Here is a 15,755-nt window from a genome sequence, read left to right on the forward strand (position 1 = left end):
GTCGTAGATGATATGGTGGCGGACGGCGTATTGTGTCCGACTCGACTGGGGTTAATAATCAATCTGTTCTGCTATCAATGAGGCGTGAGAACGACTATGGCCAAGCCAAAGCCAAATATGGCCACCGAATTTAGTGTTGCGAGAGGTAAGCGGGGCGTATCGCGAGGATTGACGAAGGAAATAATACTCGACAAGACCAAGATTGTCTGCGCAGATCGTGGAATAGAAAATGTTCGAATTCTGGATGTCGCGAAGCTGTGTGGTGTTCAGCCGTCAGCAATTTATAACTTCTTCGATGGACGCGAAGGTCTGTTGACGGCATTAGCAGAAAGCATTGCGCGAGAAGTTATACTATATGGGGAGCCGGATTCCGGTCTATCACCGGAGCACAAGCTGCGTTTTATCACGGATCAGGTTACGCGCATTATGTATAAGAACGAGCTCAATGCCCGCATGGAGCTTATGGACATCGCGAACAAGGGGTTGATTGACCGTGGAGTGAACAGGGAGCTCAATGAATACTCCCGAAACCGTCTGCGCAAGGTCCTCGAAGAAGGCGCCGCTCTGGGCGTGTTTCGGCCGGTGAATGTCGATACCGTGCGAGCGTTCTTCGTCGCTAGCGTCCCCTCTCGCGTGTTGTGGTACAACTACGAGGGAAGCGAACAGCATTCCCTTTCGCAAATCCAGGACGAAGTCTACGAACTGATCCACCATTACGTTGCCGCCAGGACAGCGTGACCGTGAAGATAGTGACGCGCTGGGCGGAGCGGTTTCGACCAAGGGAAGCGCCGGCCTGCTCGGCCTCCGCGTCGTAGAACATGACGCGGTCCTCGACCCAGTTGTGCTTGCGGGTCGACAGCACGAAGCGCTGGCCGCGCCACGGATTGGACGTTCGCTGGCGTGATCTCGACCGCTATTCGCGCTCGAATTGTCAGCACCAACTGTGGGTCTGAACTTGAATGGCAAGGCTGAGCGCTTCATCCAAACCAGCCTGCGCAAATGGGCTACGTCCGAGCTTATGACACTTCCGATGAACAAACCGGCGGAGCTGCCAGGATGGCTTCATCGCTACAATCGAAACAGGCCACGCGGCAGCTTAATCAAAGCCACCTATCTGCCGCCTCGGATCGACTAAGGACAACCTGTTGGGCGCCACAGCCAGCTGCAGGACCACGACGGGAGTTGGTCACGGTCGTGTTTGATAGGTTTTGATCAGCCTGTCGAAACCTTCGTCCCCGTACCCCTGTTCGACCTGCGCGTCTATGCGGGAACGAATTTCAGTCATCGGCTGCGGATCCACATTCAACGCGATGCAGCCATCGACAATGATATCGAGAATCGTCCCTGTGAAAGCCAGCATCTTGCTGGATTTGGAAAATTCGCCCGTATCAACCACCATCGCTCTATTGTGAAACGATCTGGACATGGCGCACATGAAAGGATGGGCGAGATTTGCGAAATCCGCGGCCTTCATGCCGGCCGCCTGAACCATTGCCGCGCCATGCAGGAAACCGGTGAAGAGGGAATACATGGTCGATTGCAAGGCTAGATCCAGGTAAGGGACGGATCGGGGATCTTCTGTAGCAAATATTGCGGTCGACCAGCATTCGAACAGGCCGATTTGAGCGTCGAACAACTGCTTGGATCCGCAATAGATTATATTAGTATCGGACTTGCCAATCATTGCCGGCGTCGCCAAAATCGCCCCCTGTACATAAGTGATACCGAGATCGAGCGCCCATTCGTGAAGCGCCTGGGCTTCGTCAGGCGTGTGCGTTGTCAAATTGACGATCTGCTTGCCTCGAATAGCATTCGCGCTGACGCTGGCGACCGTCTCTGCCACGGATGCATAATTGTGAAGGCAAATGACAACTAGATCGTTCGAACTGACTGCCTCCTCGAGCGTTCCACAGACCTGAGCGCCCCTCTCTGTGAGGCCGCGCAAGCGTTCAGGGCTGCGGTTCCACACGGTTGTGCGCCAGCCTTTCTCGATAGCTGCCAACGCCAGCGCCTTGCCCATGGCCCCCATCCCTAAGAGCGTGACAGCCTTGGTTTCGCGCATTTGGCAACTCCTTTGAAAACTGGGACTTCTGCTGGTTAACGCCTTGCAGAGCGGCCACGCGGCCCATGCGTCGGTCGCTCTGCTGTTTTCAGATCCGGTGCTATCGATCTGCGATCAAACGCATCCGTTGAACACTGGAGCCGTCGGATAACCCTCGCGGCTCGGATTATTGGGCCATCCAACGGTTGAAGCGATCGAGGACCGTTGTGAGGTTCTTAGCGTAGTACTCGCCATTCTCCTCAATGGCGTTTGCCGCGTTTTCGGGCGTCACAATGTAGGGCGCAACGTCGGGGCCGTAGCTGGCGGCATTTAGCCCCTTGATTCCCGAGGCATACGCAATTCGCCTCACGAATTCGATTTGACCCTTTTGATCCGCAACAAAATGCGCAATCAGCGCCTGTCCGCCCTTGACGTTAGGAGCGCCCTTCGGGATGGCCATTATGCTTTGCGAATATAGTGACCCACTCCAAACCATCTTTAGCGGGACGTGGTCGTTTTGAATGGCGGAAAATACGCGTCCGTTCCAAGCGATGCCCATCGAGCATTCCCCTGTCGACAGCATCCGTATCGACTCATCGCCGTTAGACCACCAGTTAATCTGGGATTTTATGGTGTCGAGCTTCGCGAACGCTCGATCAAGATCGAGCGGATATAGTTTGGCGGGCTCGACACCGTCAGCGAGCAGAGCTGATTCCAGATCTGCCGAGAACTGCGGATAATTGAATAGACATCTTTTGCCCGGAAAGTCCTTGAGATTATAAAGGTCCTTGATGCCGGCCGGCTGCTTGTCAGCGGGGAAGGCCGTCGTATTGTAGGTGAATACGATCCCGAACCTTTGCGACCCAAAGCCGTATTGATAGTTTGTTCCTTCGTCCATCTTGCCGAAGTCGATAATATTTGGATCAAGCTTTTCCAAATAACCAGCGTCACGCGCTCTAATAAAATCCCCCATGGACGGAACATCGATAATACTCCATGGAATATTAGCTCCATTCTCCATCGCGGCAAAGAATTTCGTCATGTCGGGATTGTAATCGGCAACGACATCGACACCGGTTTCTCCCTTAAAATCCGCATTCAATGTTTCAGTGCGGACCCGTGATGTCGTGCCGCCGCCGGTGTCATACCAAACCAACTGGCTTCCCAGGCCGCTTTTTACGGTGTCGGGTAGTACCTTATCCTGAGCGAGAGCACCGGCGGCAAAAATCATACTCCCGACTAACAGAGATGCAGCGAGCCTATTGCAGATCGATCTATGTCCCATGATTTTCTCCCATTAATATAAATGTCTGCGTAGCTTTTGTTATCTAGTTCCGCTGGCAGGCGATTATCCCATTGGAACCTCCCATCATTTGCGAGCAGAAATGAAGAGCCTTTAAATGGCTTGCCGCGACGACCAAATTCGCTCAACCTACCCATTCGCCTGCCGCCCAGCGGCCGCGAGGCTCGACTTTAACGGTTCACCAAAACGGCCGAAGCAGTTGGCCAACTTGCATAAAGTTGGCCAGAAGTCTGAGGGATTTCGGACTGCCTGCACTCGACAAGCAGCTCTTTTCCCATGCGGCTCACGACCGTGACCATGCAGCGGCTACCCAGAAACAACGTCTTCCGAAGAGTAACCGGAACTGCCGGACAATGGCTCGCCGGTGCCTCAGGGGTAATGCTGAGGGTGATGCTCTCCGGTCTAAGCAGCACCGTCCGTGAGGCTCCTGTCGGCTTCGTATCATGATCGTCGACAACCGGAAAATTGCCGAGTTCCGTGGCAACGATAGTCTGGCTGCCAACGATCGACGCGTCCGTTGCGTCAATGAAATTTGCCTCGCCCAGGAATTCCGCTGAAAAGCGCGAGTTGGGGCGGTGATAGAGCCGGGTTGGCTCGTCGAATTGTAGGATTTCGCCACGATTCATGATGGCAATGCGATCCGACAGAATGAATGCTTCTTCCTGGTCGTGGGTGACATAGAGCGCAGTTATGCCAGTGCGCTGCTGGATCTCGCGGAGCTGGGTTCCGAGCTGCTGCCGGAGCCTTCGGTCAAGTGCTCCCATCGGTTCGTCCAGCAGAAGCAAGGAGGGCCGATAGACAAGGGCTCGCCCGATGGCGACCCGCTGCTGCTGGCCTCCGCTAAGCTCCCCTACGGGTCGCCGAGCAAGTTCGGGCAGTTCGATGAGCTCAAGGATTTCCTTGACCCTGCTCGCGCGCAGCTGCGGCGCCCACCTGTGGACCTTCAGCGGGTAGTCGATGTTTTCCGCAACTGTCATGTGGGGAAACAGCGCGTAGTTTTGAAATACGAAGCCGATATTGCGCCCTTGGATTGGCAGTGCAGTCACATTCTTTCCGTCGATATGGACTGTTCCGGATGTGGGGGCGACCAGTCCAGCGATTGCACGAAGCAAGGTCGTCTTGCCTGACCCGGACGGCCCGAGCAGGGTGCAAAACTGTCCGGCCTTGATCGATATCGACGTTTCCTTGAGCCCTACGTATCCGTTGGGGAACGCCAATTTCAGATTCTCAACAGACACGAAGTCGGCGGCGGTCTCGTGATTTGGCACTACCCCCTCAGGCCTCCAACTCCAGCGAGAAAAGGACATCTGCCTCCACCCTTTTTAAGACGACTGATATAAATAAGATACCCCGGCTCGCCGTGATAACTCCAAGAGTTGCACCAACATGCGCCAATTTGCAAGGAAATTTTGGGGGAGGGAGCTCCTGGCGGGCGAAAATTTAGCTTGACCAAGGTCGGTATGCATGTTTTTTTATAACAACCGACCTATAACTGACATCTGTCTGGTACGGGAGGAGCGCTTAAGCGGCGCCGGGTTATCCAATCGCCGGCAAATGGTGTCGGGTCGAAAATGAGGCGCCTATGCCCCGCATCGTTGATCATCAGCTTCGGCGTCAGGAAATTTGCGATGTTCTGCTGGATGTCGTGGCGGAGCACGGCCTGTCCGGAGTTACCATCAGGTTCGTCGCCGAACAGGGCGGATGGTCCACTGGAGTTATCGCTCACTATTTCAAGAGCCGGCAGGATCTTCTGCTGGGCGGGTTACGCCGAGCCGCGGATATTCTGGGGGCGCACAACTTGCGCGCCCTTTCCACCTTCTCTGGGCTGGTGGCTTTGGAGCAACTCCTGGAGATTGGCATACCGCTGGATGCCAGGCGACTTGCCCTGGGGCGCATCTTTGTTTTCTTCTATGTTGAAGCGATGGCCGATCCGGATCTGCGTCGTGAGATCCAATCTTATCTGCTCGACTGGCGCAAATCCGTCGCGAAGGCAATCAAGGCCGCCCAGACTGACGGCGATATCTCGTCGGGGATTGATGTCAAGCAAGCCGCCATGGACCTCATCTGCTTGGCCGATGGCTTGACAATTCAGGCCATTCTCGATCCGTCCGTCCTTCAGCGAGTGCGCAATCACTCTCCGGTTCGCTACTGGATTGGGCGCCTAATTCGCAGTGACCAGGCGGTTGTGAGCTAGCGGCAGAACGGCGGATCGAGCTTCCGATGCGGGAGCATCTCATTATCGGAGCGGTGATCTTAGCGGGGAATGGAATTCTGCAAATGGGACGAGCTGACAAAAAGACTGCGAATTCCGCGCTCGCAACTGGCTTGTTGATCGCGCCCGCTTTGGTGATATTCACGTTATGTCTGGTTTGGCCCGTATGCACGATTGTTGTGCGCAGCTTGAACGAAAATGGAAAGGTAGTTTTGTTCCATCAGATCTACCTGGGAAATTATGCTTCTATTTTCACGGATAGTCTTTTACTTCAAGTGACATTGCAGAGCTTATATTTGGCCGCCGTCGCGACATTTGTTTGTGGTGTTCTCGCATTTCCTACGGCTTATCTGATCTCTCGCATGTCGGCCTCGATCGCATCTGCGATGATGGTTCTCATCTTTGCGCCTTTCTGGGTGTCGATAATTGTAAGGCTCTTCGCTTTCACAACCATCCTCGGGCAAAACGGCATCATCAACACCGCAGCAGGATCAATTGGGCTGGGGCCGTTTCCGATGTTATACAACACATTCGGAACCGTGGTTGGCATGGTGTCCTACCTCTTACCCTACCTTATTTTGATCTTGCTGTCGGCGATGCTTGCTTTGGACTCGTCCGTTCTTACTGCAGCCAGAACAATGGGAGCTTCCGAATATAGGATCTTTCGCGACATCTATTTTCCTCAAATCCGCCCTGCTTTAGTGGGCGGATTGGTCGTCATATTTGTCATGGGGCTGGGATTTTTCTTAACCCCAGCCATCCTTGGTGGACCTCATAACCTCACAATTCCACTCTTCATCCAGCAACAGCTTCAATCCTATCAGTGGGGTAAGGCATCCGCTATGGGGATTGCTTTGCTGGCCTTTTCATTGCTGGGCTATTTTATTGCCCTGCGTTTGGCCGGTAGAGACATTCTGTCGCCCATGCAATCAGTGGGTCGCGGCGTCGCAGCAAATCCACCCCTGCGGCTCACGCCGGTTAACATTGCTTGCATCATAGTCTTTATCTTCAACCTCGTACTGATGATAGCTCCGCTTGTGATCGTGCTCTTCACGTCCTTTACCGAGACATCACAAGTCCGCTTCCCTCCTGTGGGGTTCAGCTGGCGTTGGTACGAGGAAGTGCTCACTTCCGCATCGTGGCGTCAGTCCTTCACGATGTCGGTCCGTATTGCAGGGTTGACGGCTCTGTTGTCCACCTTCTGTGGGCTCGCACTTGCAAGGGCTGGAACTCGGGTTGTGTCACCGCCGGCGCGCGCTCTTATCCAGGTCGTAGCAATAAGCCCATTGATCGTTCCGCAGATTTTGCTTGCGATCGGCATGTATGATGTATTCGGCCGGTTATCTCTTGTGGGCACAGACCTAGGTCTGGTCCTTGCGCATTCCCTCATCTGTCTCCCGCTGACGTTTCTTGTGGCGGCGAATGGCCTGTCAGCCATCGACATCTCGATCGAGCAGGCTGCTTGGACGATGGGGGCCAGCCAAACTCGGGGCTTCTTCGAGGTCGTATTGCCAAACGTCATCCCGGCGATCGTGGGTGCGGTCGTGATCGCGCTTGTCACGTCTTGGGACGAGGCCGTGCTGTCGATCTTCATCACGCAGTTCAATCGAACCCTGCCGGTCGCAATCTATTCAATGGTCAAGAGTGGCATCACGCCGGCTGTATCCGCTGTCGCCTCAATGATCGCTTTGCCAGTCCTAATCGCGGCCAGCGTCGCTGCATTGCGCGTGCTGCGTCGAGGGCGGCGCCGTCAATTCCTGGACGCGTGACAAAAGGGCAAAGGGCGTAACCGATAATAACTCTCGATCCAGGGAAGGGTCAGCATTCTCTTCGGTGTGATTGAAAAAACAATGCTCTCAAACGGACGAAAGAGAGATCAGATGGATCAGCCTACACAAGCTACAAGCGAAGGCCGCTTTAAGGGCCGGGTGGCGCTAATCACGGGGGCTGCGCGAGGAATCGGATTCGGTGTCGCGAGCCGCTTGGCTCGTGAGGGTGCATCTATCGCGATCGTCGATTTGGATGCCGAGGCGGCAGGCCAGGCGGCCAGTAGATTGCCGTTGGTGGGCGAGGCGCGTGCCATCGGCGTCGGCGCCGATGTGACGGATGCCACCTCGGTCGAAACCGTCGTGATGCAGACGCAAGAGATGCTCGGCGGACTGCACGTCCTTATGAATAATGCCGGCGTTACACGTGACAATCTGCTGTTCAAGATGACCGAGGACGACTGGGATGTAGTTATGCGGGTTCACCTGCGCGGTCACTTCCTGATGAGCAGGAGCGCTCAGAAGTACATGGTCGCGCAGGGTTACGGAAAGATAGTCAATGTATCCAGCGTCTCGGCCTTGGGGGCTCGCGGACAAGCAAACTACTCCGCCGCCAAGATGGCCATACAGGGCCTTACCCGGACGCTCGCTATCGAGTTGAGCCCGCGCGGTGTCAATGTCAACGCCGTGGCGCCTGGCTTCATCGTTAGCGACATGACCGATGCGACCGCTGTCCGCCTTGGGATGGCACCTGACGAATTTCGAAAACTTTGCGCGGAGGGGACTCCAGTCCGGCGTGTCGGTTACCCGGAGGATGTAGCTGCAGCAGTCTCGTTCCTTGCAAGCGACGAGGCTTCGTTTGTCACGGGACAGACGCTCTACATCGACGGTGGCGAAAGCCTGCCCAAGTGATTGGTGATCGAAACGGCATACCCAAGGAAGAAGCTAATGACCAAGGCGGCAATTTTGTCGACCGCACGCACACCGATCGGCAAGGCGTACCGTGGCGCATTCAATGATACCCAAGGCCAAGCCCTTGCTGCCCATGCTATTACCCATGCCATCAATCGAGCGGGCATCGAGGGCGACCTGGTCGAGGACGTGGTCTTAGGGGTTGCGAATCCTGAGGGCACGACAGGAATGAATACTGCCCGTCAAGCAGCATTGAGGGCGGGACTTCCTCACGGCGTTCCAGCTATGACCCTCGACCGCCAATGCGCCTCGGGCCTCACAGCCGTGTCCGTCGCGGCGCATGGGATCGAATGCGGTGGGCTTAATGTCGTGATCGGCGGCGGGGTCGAGTCGGTCTCGCTCGTGGAAAATAGTCACATTAACTCCTACCGGGCGCGCGATCCCTGGCTTGTTCGGCATCAGCCCGGCATCTACCTGCCCATGATTCAAACAGCGGAATTGGTGGCCGAACGCTATGGCATCAGCCGCGCTCGTCAGGATGAGATGGCCACGGTTTCCCACCAGCGCGCAGCTCAGGCACAAGCACGCGGCGTCTTTGGTGAAGAGATTGCCCCAATCACCGTCGAAAAGATCGAGACCGATCGCGCGAGCGGCGAACTTAGCCGTGTCACGCTTACACTCGAGCACGATGAGGGCGTCCGTCCTGGGACGACCGGGGAAAAGCTTGCGGGCCTATCGACGGTCTTAGCTCAAGGAGAGCCTTTCGCTAGGCCAACGGTAACGGCAGGAAACGCCTCACAGCTGTCGGATGGGGCGGCTGCGGTCGTCATGGTTTCCGACGGCTTCGCAAAGGCTCATGGCCTCGCCCCGCTCGGCTACTACCGCGGCATCGTCGTCACAGGTTGCGATCCGAGCGAGATGGGCGTCGGACCTATAGCCGCTATCCCAAAGTTACTCGCCCGATACGGGTTGGCCATCGAGGACATTGGACTCTGGGAGCTTAACGAGGCTTTTGCAGCGCAGGCAGTGCATTGTCGGGACACGCTTGGGATCGATCCCCATAAATGCAACGTCAATGGCGGCGCGATCGCGCTTGGCCACCCCTACGGGATGACAGGTGCACGCTGCGTCGGCTCGGCCCTGCTGGAGGCACGGCGGCGCGGGGTGGAACTCGTTGTCGTCTCGATGTGTGTTGGCGGGGGCATGGGCGCGGCGGGCCTTTTCGAAGCCGCATGAAGTTATCTCACGAAGAAGGTTAGCGGTTATGAATCCTCGCCAATTTGATGGAATAGACGATCTGGCAAAGGCTGTAGGCACGCATCTCGGCTACAGCCCGTGGCGCGTTGTAAGTCAGGATCGGATCAACAAGTTCGCAGACGCGACGGACGATCATCAGTGGATACATACAGATGAGGACAGGGCAAAGACCGGACCGTTTGGCACCACGATCGCCCACGGCTTCCTGACGGTCGCCCTGACCACACCCATGGTGGCGGAAATCTTCGAGGTCAACAACCTGGCAATGGAACTGAACTACGGCCTGGAAAAGCTACGATTTCCCTCTGTCGTACCAGTCGGAGGGCGCGTTCGCGCCGGCGCGGAACTGGTCGCCCTCGAACGCAAGGAGGATCACGCCAGAATTATTACTCGGGTCGTGGTCGAAGTCGAAGGACAGGACAAACCCGCCTGTGTTGCCGAGTTCGTGGCCCTTCTTTTTCCTTAGATAGTATCTCCGACACGCCGAAGATTCGCTCCTGAGCCTGAACCAAGTCGTCAAGATAAAATTCGATAAGGATGAATAAATGCACGGCCGCACCTTCGCCTCGTCAGAAACCTCCGTAGCTTGGCTTTTGGGCGGAGAGGGCCTCCCGGCTGGAATTGACCCGGCAAAGGAAGCGTTGACGTGGGTCGGGGGAAGCCTCTCTTACGCTGAACTTCGCCGATCGGCATTGGCGATGGCCCGCGCGCTGCGCGAGTCTGGGCTGCGGGTAGGTGACACCGTTCTATGCCATATGTTCAACCGCGGCGAGATGTTTCAGGTCTATTTCGCCTGCGCCTTTGCGGGATTGCGAATGATACCGGCAAGCTTTCGGTTGGCGCCAGCAGAGTTGAGGACCGTCGTCGAGGAAAGCAACGCCAAACTAATCTTTACAGAGGAGCGATTGGCCGACGTTGCAAAAATAGCGATCGAGAACATTGCACATCATATTGATTTGATCGAACTGGCCACGATGACGGGCGGTCCGCTGTTCGATCAGATGACGCGGGGCGAGGTGCTGGAAGGCCCATTCGAGAGGACCGATCCGCACATCATCCTGTTTTCCTCCGGCACAACCGGTAAGCCGAAAGGGATTATGCTGAACCATTCCTGCATCATGAATTATGCATTCCAACAGATTGCAGTCTGGCCAGGTTACAACGCTGACATGCGGTTACTTGTAACGCCGGCGATGTTCAACACAGGCGGCATCAACGAGATCACCATCCCCACCTTCCTTGTCGGCGGGACGGTCTGCATAATGCCGAGCAAAGGATGGAAGGCCGAAAGAATGTCAGAGCTCATCGATCTCTGGCAAATCACCCACGCCGTGATCTTTCCAACAATGATCGTACCGTTGCTGGAGGCGGACGGGCAGGTTGGAGTGGGTCTCGAAACCCTACGCGTTGCCATAACGGGCGGCGAAGCATGCCCACCCGAAAAGCTGAACCGTTTTCGGAACCGCTGGCCCCATGTCAACCTGTTGATTGGGTACGGGATGACGGAAGGAGGTCTTGTCTCTTTCATTGGCGGAGAAGAGATGGACAAGCATCCTTACTCGGTTGGCCGCGTGACAATAGGTCAAGCGGTGAAGATCGCTGATGCCGCCGGTACAACGCTTCCGACTGGCTCAGTGGGTGAGATCATGACGGCCGGGCCAGGCGTCATGAGCGGCTATCTGAATTCACCCGAGCTTACAGGGGAGGCGCTCAGAGGCGGATGGTTGAAGACCGGTGACCTAGGGCGAATGGACGAGGACGGCTATCTTTACATCGAAGGCCGCTCGCGCGACATGATCATCTCGAAGGGCCAAAACATCTTCCCAGCCGAAATTGAGTCAGCATTGCTGCGCCATCCATCGGTGCGGCTGGCCGCTGTTGTCGGCGTCCCCGACCCGGAGTTCGGAGAGGCAGTCTGTGCTGTGATTGTGCTCCACGAAGGGCATTCCATGACGGAGGATGAGGTGAAGGCCTATGTGGGAGAGCACATCGCCTCCTACAAGAAGCCGCGTCACGTCCGCTTTCATTCCAACCTGCCGGTTGGCACCAGCAACAAGGTACAGAAGCGCGAACTTGCTGCGGCAATTGCAGCAGAAATGAATGTCGCATCCGCTTCATCCGAACGGTCCATTATCTGACGCTCAAGAATAAATTGAGTAAAAAAGGAGGTATGACGTGGCTGGTCCTCAAGTTGGCGACGATCTCGAACTAACATTCACGGACGGAGTGGCGCACATCGCGTTGAACCGCCCGGACAAACTCAATGCGATGACCAGAACTATTCAGAATTCCTTCATTGAATGCATTAAATGGGCAGGTGTGGCTCCTGAAGTCAGAGCGGTACTGATTTCAGGCAAGGGGCGCATGTTTTGTTCGGGCGACGATCTCGATGGTCTGGGGTCGCTTCACGGCGCCGGGCCATCGCCATTGACTGAATGCGTTGAAGGCCCCGGGCCACTTCTCAGCCGGTTGATTGCACTCCGCAAACCAGTGGTGTGCGCCGTGCAAGGGGGAGCCTACGTGGCGGGTCTCGATCTTGCACTGGCTTGCGATTTCCGGGTTGCCTCCGCGGGTACGAAATTAGGCCCAATCAGCGCGAGTCTGGGAGGCGCCGGAGGCATGGCGCTTCTGACGCTTTACGTGCCGATTGCCACAGCGCGACGTATACTTTTCGAAGCGCGCCCTATCGGTGGTGAAGAAGCCTTGAAGCTCGGGTTGGTAGACGAACTCGTCGAAACCGATGCCATCTTGGACAGAGCTATGGAAATCGCAAAAAAGTATGCGGTGGGTCCGACACTGGCTTACGGCGCCATCAAAAGCTCCCTTCTGAGCATGATCGGGGTGTCTCCCCTTCAAGCCCTGCACATGGAGCAGGATTATTCCCTGACCGGATACGGAACTCATGACTACGAAGAGGCTCTGAAGGCGTGGCAGGAAAAGAGACCCCCGCAGTTCCTGGGCAGATGATCGAATCGATGGCCGCATCTCACTTCAGCCAGACGTTCAGCTGGCGTGATTGAAAAGAGCAGGCGGGGATATGGTTGAACGGTCGGAAAGCAAAACCGCCGTAAGATTAAGGAGCAGGTCCGAATGGGCGGTGGCATTGAGGCGCAGTCGCACGGCGGCAAGCGGCATGACGCGAATATGAATCTTTCGGCTCAAGTTGACGGCGAGTGGAATGGCTGGTCGCGGTGGAACGGGCTTGACCCTCACGAGGCCAACGTTGGTCCGTTTTACATCCGGAGGGCTGAAACTGGAAACATCATTACCGGATGGCGGATCGCTGAAAAGAACCTGCGTGAAGGCGGCGCGACGCACGGCGGAGCGGTCATGACTTTCGCGGACTTTACTCTTTTCTCAATCGCTTCTGACTGTCTCGATGGCAATGATGGGGTCACCGTTTCGTTGAACTGCGAGTTCGCTTCGTCTTCCTCAGTCGGCCAATTGGTCAGTGGCCAGGGTAGGGTCGTTCGCGCGGGGCGCAGCCTTATCTTCGTTCAAGGCGTACTGGAGACCGAGAAGCGCACTATCCTAGGGTTTTCCGGGATCATAAAGATAATTCGCGCGTCTCCTTAGCGGCGCGAAGCGCTCCTTAAGCCAGGGTCGAGGCGACGGATTGCGTATCGGCAAATTGAACAATTTTGGTGCTGAGTTTCTATCATGGCCTCTCAATTCTCTGAGCATATCAACGCGGACCTGACGGATGGTGTGGCAAGCATAGTCTTAGACCGTCCTGAGAAACTCAATGCGCTGACTCGAAATATGCTGTGCGGCCTGATCGAAGCGATTCGATGGGCGGGTGTGGATCCCAGGGTTCGCTGCGTCTTGCTGTCGGGCCGAGGTCGAATGTTCTGCGCCGGCGATGACCTGGAAGGGCTGGGTCCGTTGTACGATGTCGACGTTTCCGCCGACACCGAAGTGATCGAAGGACCAGCCCAATTAATCCGCCGTCTGCTAACGCTGCGAAAGCCTGTGGTAGCGGCTGTCCAGGGCGGTGCCTATGTCGCAGGGCTCGACATCATATTGGCCTGCGACTATCGAGTTGCTGCCGAGACGACAAAGCTCGGCCCGACCTGTCTTCGCCTGGGCACGCCAGGCGGTTTGTCGCTTCTGCCACATTATTTGCCTCTCGCTATTGCAAGGAAACTGCTCCTAAGGGCGAAACCTCTCGCGGCCTCTGAAGCGCTGCAACTGGGCCTTGTCGACGAAATTGTAAGCGGGGAGGATTTGATGAAGCGAGCGATGGAAGTGGCCTCTGAGTTTGCCAATGGACCCACGCTTGCCTATGGCGCCGCCAAGAGTGCGCTGCTCAATATGGTCGGCATGTCGACCCTCCAGGCGCTGCACATGGAACAAGATTATATACTGTCCACGAAGGACAGCCACGATCAATCTGAAGCTCTGCAAGCCTGGAAAGAAGGACGTCCGGCCAAATTTAAAGGTTGCTAAGTTTCGTTATGATGTTTTCTGATGTGAAGATTGTCGGCTGCGAAAGGGATATGGATTATAATTAAACCAACTGTAATGACCGTGGAATCGGGAACTGAGGGCGGCCTTGCCGCTTGGCAGGTTGCTACCCGGTCTCAATTCCACCTTGGCCATTCGCTTCCGCCGAGCATCCAGGGATCCTTGCCACGCAGCACCTTGTGGACGCCGGCGGCGTTCTTGGTGAGGTCTTCAGAAGGCGCGCTGCGGCCGCGGGTAACGGCTTCGGCTGACCTCGGCCGATTGTGCGGCTGTTTTCGGTCTTCGATCTCTTCTAGTAAGTTAACAACGCGCCATAGCCGGCAGGAAAAAATCAGGGGATTTCTGGAGTGAGTTCGTCGCGGACGATCGCAAAATCACGGCGACCACCGTAGTTGCCGTCGCGGCGCGAAACTCTCTTGGAGCACAACTTCATCGTTTGGCACGCCCATTGCTACTGAGTTCGTGAAGCCTTGCGTTCGCCCAGACAAGCTGTTTTCCCACTCAACCAGATTGCGATCGAACGGACGTGGCGAAAGCAGACATCCCAAGGAGTAGCTGATGCGGGTAGCCTTCGTCTGGAACCATGATCCTAAAGGGTGTGATCAACAGGTTCGGACGGTCTCGTCAGAGGTTGGACGACTGCGAGGCGCTCGAGAGTGTGGTGGCAGCGCTGCAAGAGAACCGCCACGAGACGCTGCTGTGCGAAGGCGATAAGGGCTTGCTTGCCACTCTAGAAGGGTTCATGCGACCCGATGCATACGGCCGCCCCCTCGGGAATCGTCTTCAACATGGCGAACGGAGTCCAGGGCGAATACCCTCCGACCCATGTTCCGGCCATGCTTGAAATGGCCGGAGTTCCGTATACCGGCCCGAGTCCGCTCGGGCATGGGCTGACGCTCGACAAGGCTATTACCAAGACGCTCATCCGTGACCGCGGCGTGCCGACGTCGAATTTTCGGGTCATGCGCAGCGGCACAGAAAGTACCGGCGACCTGCGCTTCCCATTCGTGGTGAAGCCGGCTTGCATCTCGTAAATGAGCCCACTCAGTTGAGGCAGGCGGTGGAGACGATCGTCACGCGCTATCAGCAAGATGCGCTCGTTGAGGAATACATCGATGGGCGAGAAGTCACGGTCGCGCTGCTGGGAAACGGAGAGCTTGAGGTCTTGCCCATAGTAGAACGGGACTTCGGCGACCGCGAAAATCGTCTGTGCACCAGCTGGGAAGCCAGCGCGGCGCCGAAGAATATTTGCCCAGCGCAGCTCGACAGCAGCGCCCGGGTCGACATTCGGATCGATCGCTCCGGTCAACCATTTGTTCTGGAAATCAACGCCAATCCCGGGCTTGGAAAGAGCGGCCACGTTTTCGCTCGATCAGCCAGATGAGTGATGATCCGCTCGTCAGCCTCCCGGCAGTGGCGCGCTGATTATTCCGGCCCATGCCGGAGAGCACGGCGACCAATGCCGTCACGTCAGCGGGCACGATCCCCAAGATCGTTTGCCCCATCGAGGGGGATCACTAGCCAAATGAAATCCGCCACCGGCCTGATGCGCGCAATGAATCTGCTTTTTGTCCATCTTGTCCGCCGTGTCCGCGCCAAATCTTCGCCGGGGGAGGCGCTATCTGCTTGCCAGCCAGTTCTCGCCGGTCACTGAAATAGCGCGTGGGCGGTATCGAGGATGCGATTGGTCAAGCCTGACATGCTGTATCCGGCGGCCTTCGCGGCCAGGGGATATGACGCGCTCGTATCGTTCTTCATAAAGCCCCTGAAGAGCGATCGAATCTCAAGGCATAGCGC

Annotated in this window: 15 protein-coding genes and 1 pseudogene; 13 read left to right on the top strand and 3 right to left on the bottom strand. The window is 56.4% G+C overall.

Annotated elements, in window-relative coordinates; all coding sequences use genetic code 11:
• Positions 1-117 precede the first annotated feature (117 nt).
• A complete protein-coding gene (locus PU724_RS28385; protein ID WP_426213701.1) occupies positions 118-738 on the top strand; it encodes a TetR/AcrR family transcriptional regulator in 621 nt (206 codons plus the stop codon).
• 220 nt (positions 739-958) lie between these two features.
• Positions 959-1,202: pseudogene (locus tag PU724_RS28390) on the top strand (integrase core domain-containing protein); the annotation flags it as partial.
• Here PU724_RS28390 and PU724_RS28395 read toward each other — a convergent pair.
• The 3 genes from PU724_RS28395 to PU724_RS28405 form a co-directional block, all read right to left on the bottom strand.
• Positions 1,187-2,062: an NAD(P)-dependent oxidoreductase gene (locus PU724_RS28395; RefSeq protein ID WP_354424873.1), complete on the bottom strand. Its 876-nt coding sequence runs from the start codon at positions 2,060-2,062 to the stop codon at positions 1,187-1,189. The pseudogene PU724_RS28390 and the gene PU724_RS28395 sit on opposite strands and share 16 nt — an antisense overlap.
• 166 nt (positions 2,063-2,228) lie before the next feature.
• On the bottom strand, positions 2,229-3,272 hold the full coding sequence (locus tag PU724_RS28400) for an extracellular solute-binding protein (protein WP_426213702.1): 1,044 nt from the start codon (positions 3,270-3,272) through the stop codon (positions 2,229-2,231).
• A 242-nt stretch (positions 3,273-3,514) separates the two neighbouring features.
• The gene (locus PU724_RS28405; RefSeq protein WP_354424869.1) at positions 3,515-4,612 is read right to left on the bottom strand and encodes an ABC transporter ATP-binding protein; all 1,098 of its coding nucleotides are present in this window, start codon (positions 4,610-4,612) and stop codon (positions 3,515-3,517) included.
• A 314-nt stretch (positions 4,613-4,926) separates the two neighbouring features.
• Here PU724_RS28405 and PU724_RS28410 point away from each other — a divergent pair, with 314 nt between their 5' ends.
• From PU724_RS28410 to PU724_RS28460, 11 genes are all read left to right on the top strand, one after another.
• Complete coding sequence (locus PU724_RS28410) at positions 4,927-5,538, top strand: TetR/AcrR family transcriptional regulator (protein WP_354424867.1); 612 nt, start codon at positions 4,927-4,929, stop codon at positions 5,536-5,538.
• A gap of 26 nt (positions 5,539-5,564) precedes the next feature.
• Positions 5,565-7,325, top strand: coding sequence for an ABC transporter permease (locus tag PU724_RS28415; protein WP_354424865.1), 1,761 nt, complete (start codon positions 5,565-5,567; stop codon positions 7,323-7,325).
• 111 nt (positions 7,326-7,436) lie between these two features.
• A complete protein-coding gene (locus PU724_RS28420; protein WP_354424863.1) occupies positions 7,437-8,234 on the top strand; it encodes an SDR family NAD(P)-dependent oxidoreductase in 798 nt (265 codons plus the stop codon).
• 36 nt (positions 8,235-8,270) lie between these two features.
• Positions 8,271-9,470 carry an acetyl-CoA C-acyltransferase gene (locus PU724_RS28425; protein WP_354424861.1) on the top strand — a complete coding sequence of 400 codons (1,200 nt, stop codon included), beginning with the start codon at positions 8,271-8,273 and terminating at the stop codon, positions 9,468-9,470.
• Positions 9,471-9,498: 28 nt separating this feature from the next.
• Entirely contained in the window at positions 9,499-9,957 is a 459-nt protein-coding gene (locus PU724_RS28430; RefSeq protein WP_354424859.1) for a MaoC family dehydratase, read from the top strand.
• Between the two features lie 79 nt (positions 9,958-10,036).
• Positions 10,037-11,629: a class I adenylate-forming enzyme family protein gene (locus tag PU724_RS28435; protein WP_354424857.1), complete on the top strand. Its 1,593-nt coding sequence runs from the start codon at positions 10,037-10,039 to the stop codon at positions 11,627-11,629.
• A gap of 37 nt (positions 11,630-11,666) precedes the next feature.
• Positions 11,667-12,458: an enoyl-CoA hydratase/isomerase family protein gene (locus PU724_RS28440; RefSeq protein ID WP_354424855.1), complete on the top strand. Its 792-nt coding sequence runs from the start codon at positions 11,667-11,669 to the stop codon at positions 12,456-12,458.
• Positions 12,459-12,581: 123 nt separating this feature from the next.
• The gene (locus PU724_RS28445) at positions 12,582-13,067 is read left to right on the top strand and encodes a PaaI family thioesterase (RefSeq protein ID WP_354424853.1); all 486 of its coding nucleotides are present in this window, start codon (positions 12,582-12,584) and stop codon (positions 13,065-13,067) included.
• 84 nt (positions 13,068-13,151) lie between these two features.
• On the top strand, positions 13,152-13,940 hold the full coding sequence (locus PU724_RS28450) for an enoyl-CoA hydratase/isomerase family protein (RefSeq protein WP_354424851.1): 789 nt from the start codon (positions 13,152-13,154) through the stop codon (positions 13,938-13,940).
• A 770-nt stretch (positions 13,941-14,710) separates the two neighbouring features.
• Positions 14,711-14,992, top strand: a complete 282-nt coding sequence (locus PU724_RS28455) for a D-alanine--D-alanine ligase family protein (protein WP_354424849.1) — start codon at positions 14,711-14,713, stop codon at positions 14,990-14,992.
• 26 nt (positions 14,993-15,018) lie between these two features.
• Positions 15,019-15,342, top strand: a complete 324-nt coding sequence (locus PU724_RS28460; protein WP_354424847.1) for a D-alanine--D-alanine ligase family protein — start codon at positions 15,019-15,021, stop codon at positions 15,340-15,342.
• Positions 15,343-15,755 lie beyond the last annotated feature (413 nt).

The organism is Mesorhizobium abyssinicae (assembly GCF_049887195.1).
Lineage (GTDB): Bacteria > Pseudomonadota > Alphaproteobacteria > Rhizobiales > Rhizobiaceae > Mesorhizobium > Mesorhizobium abyssinicae.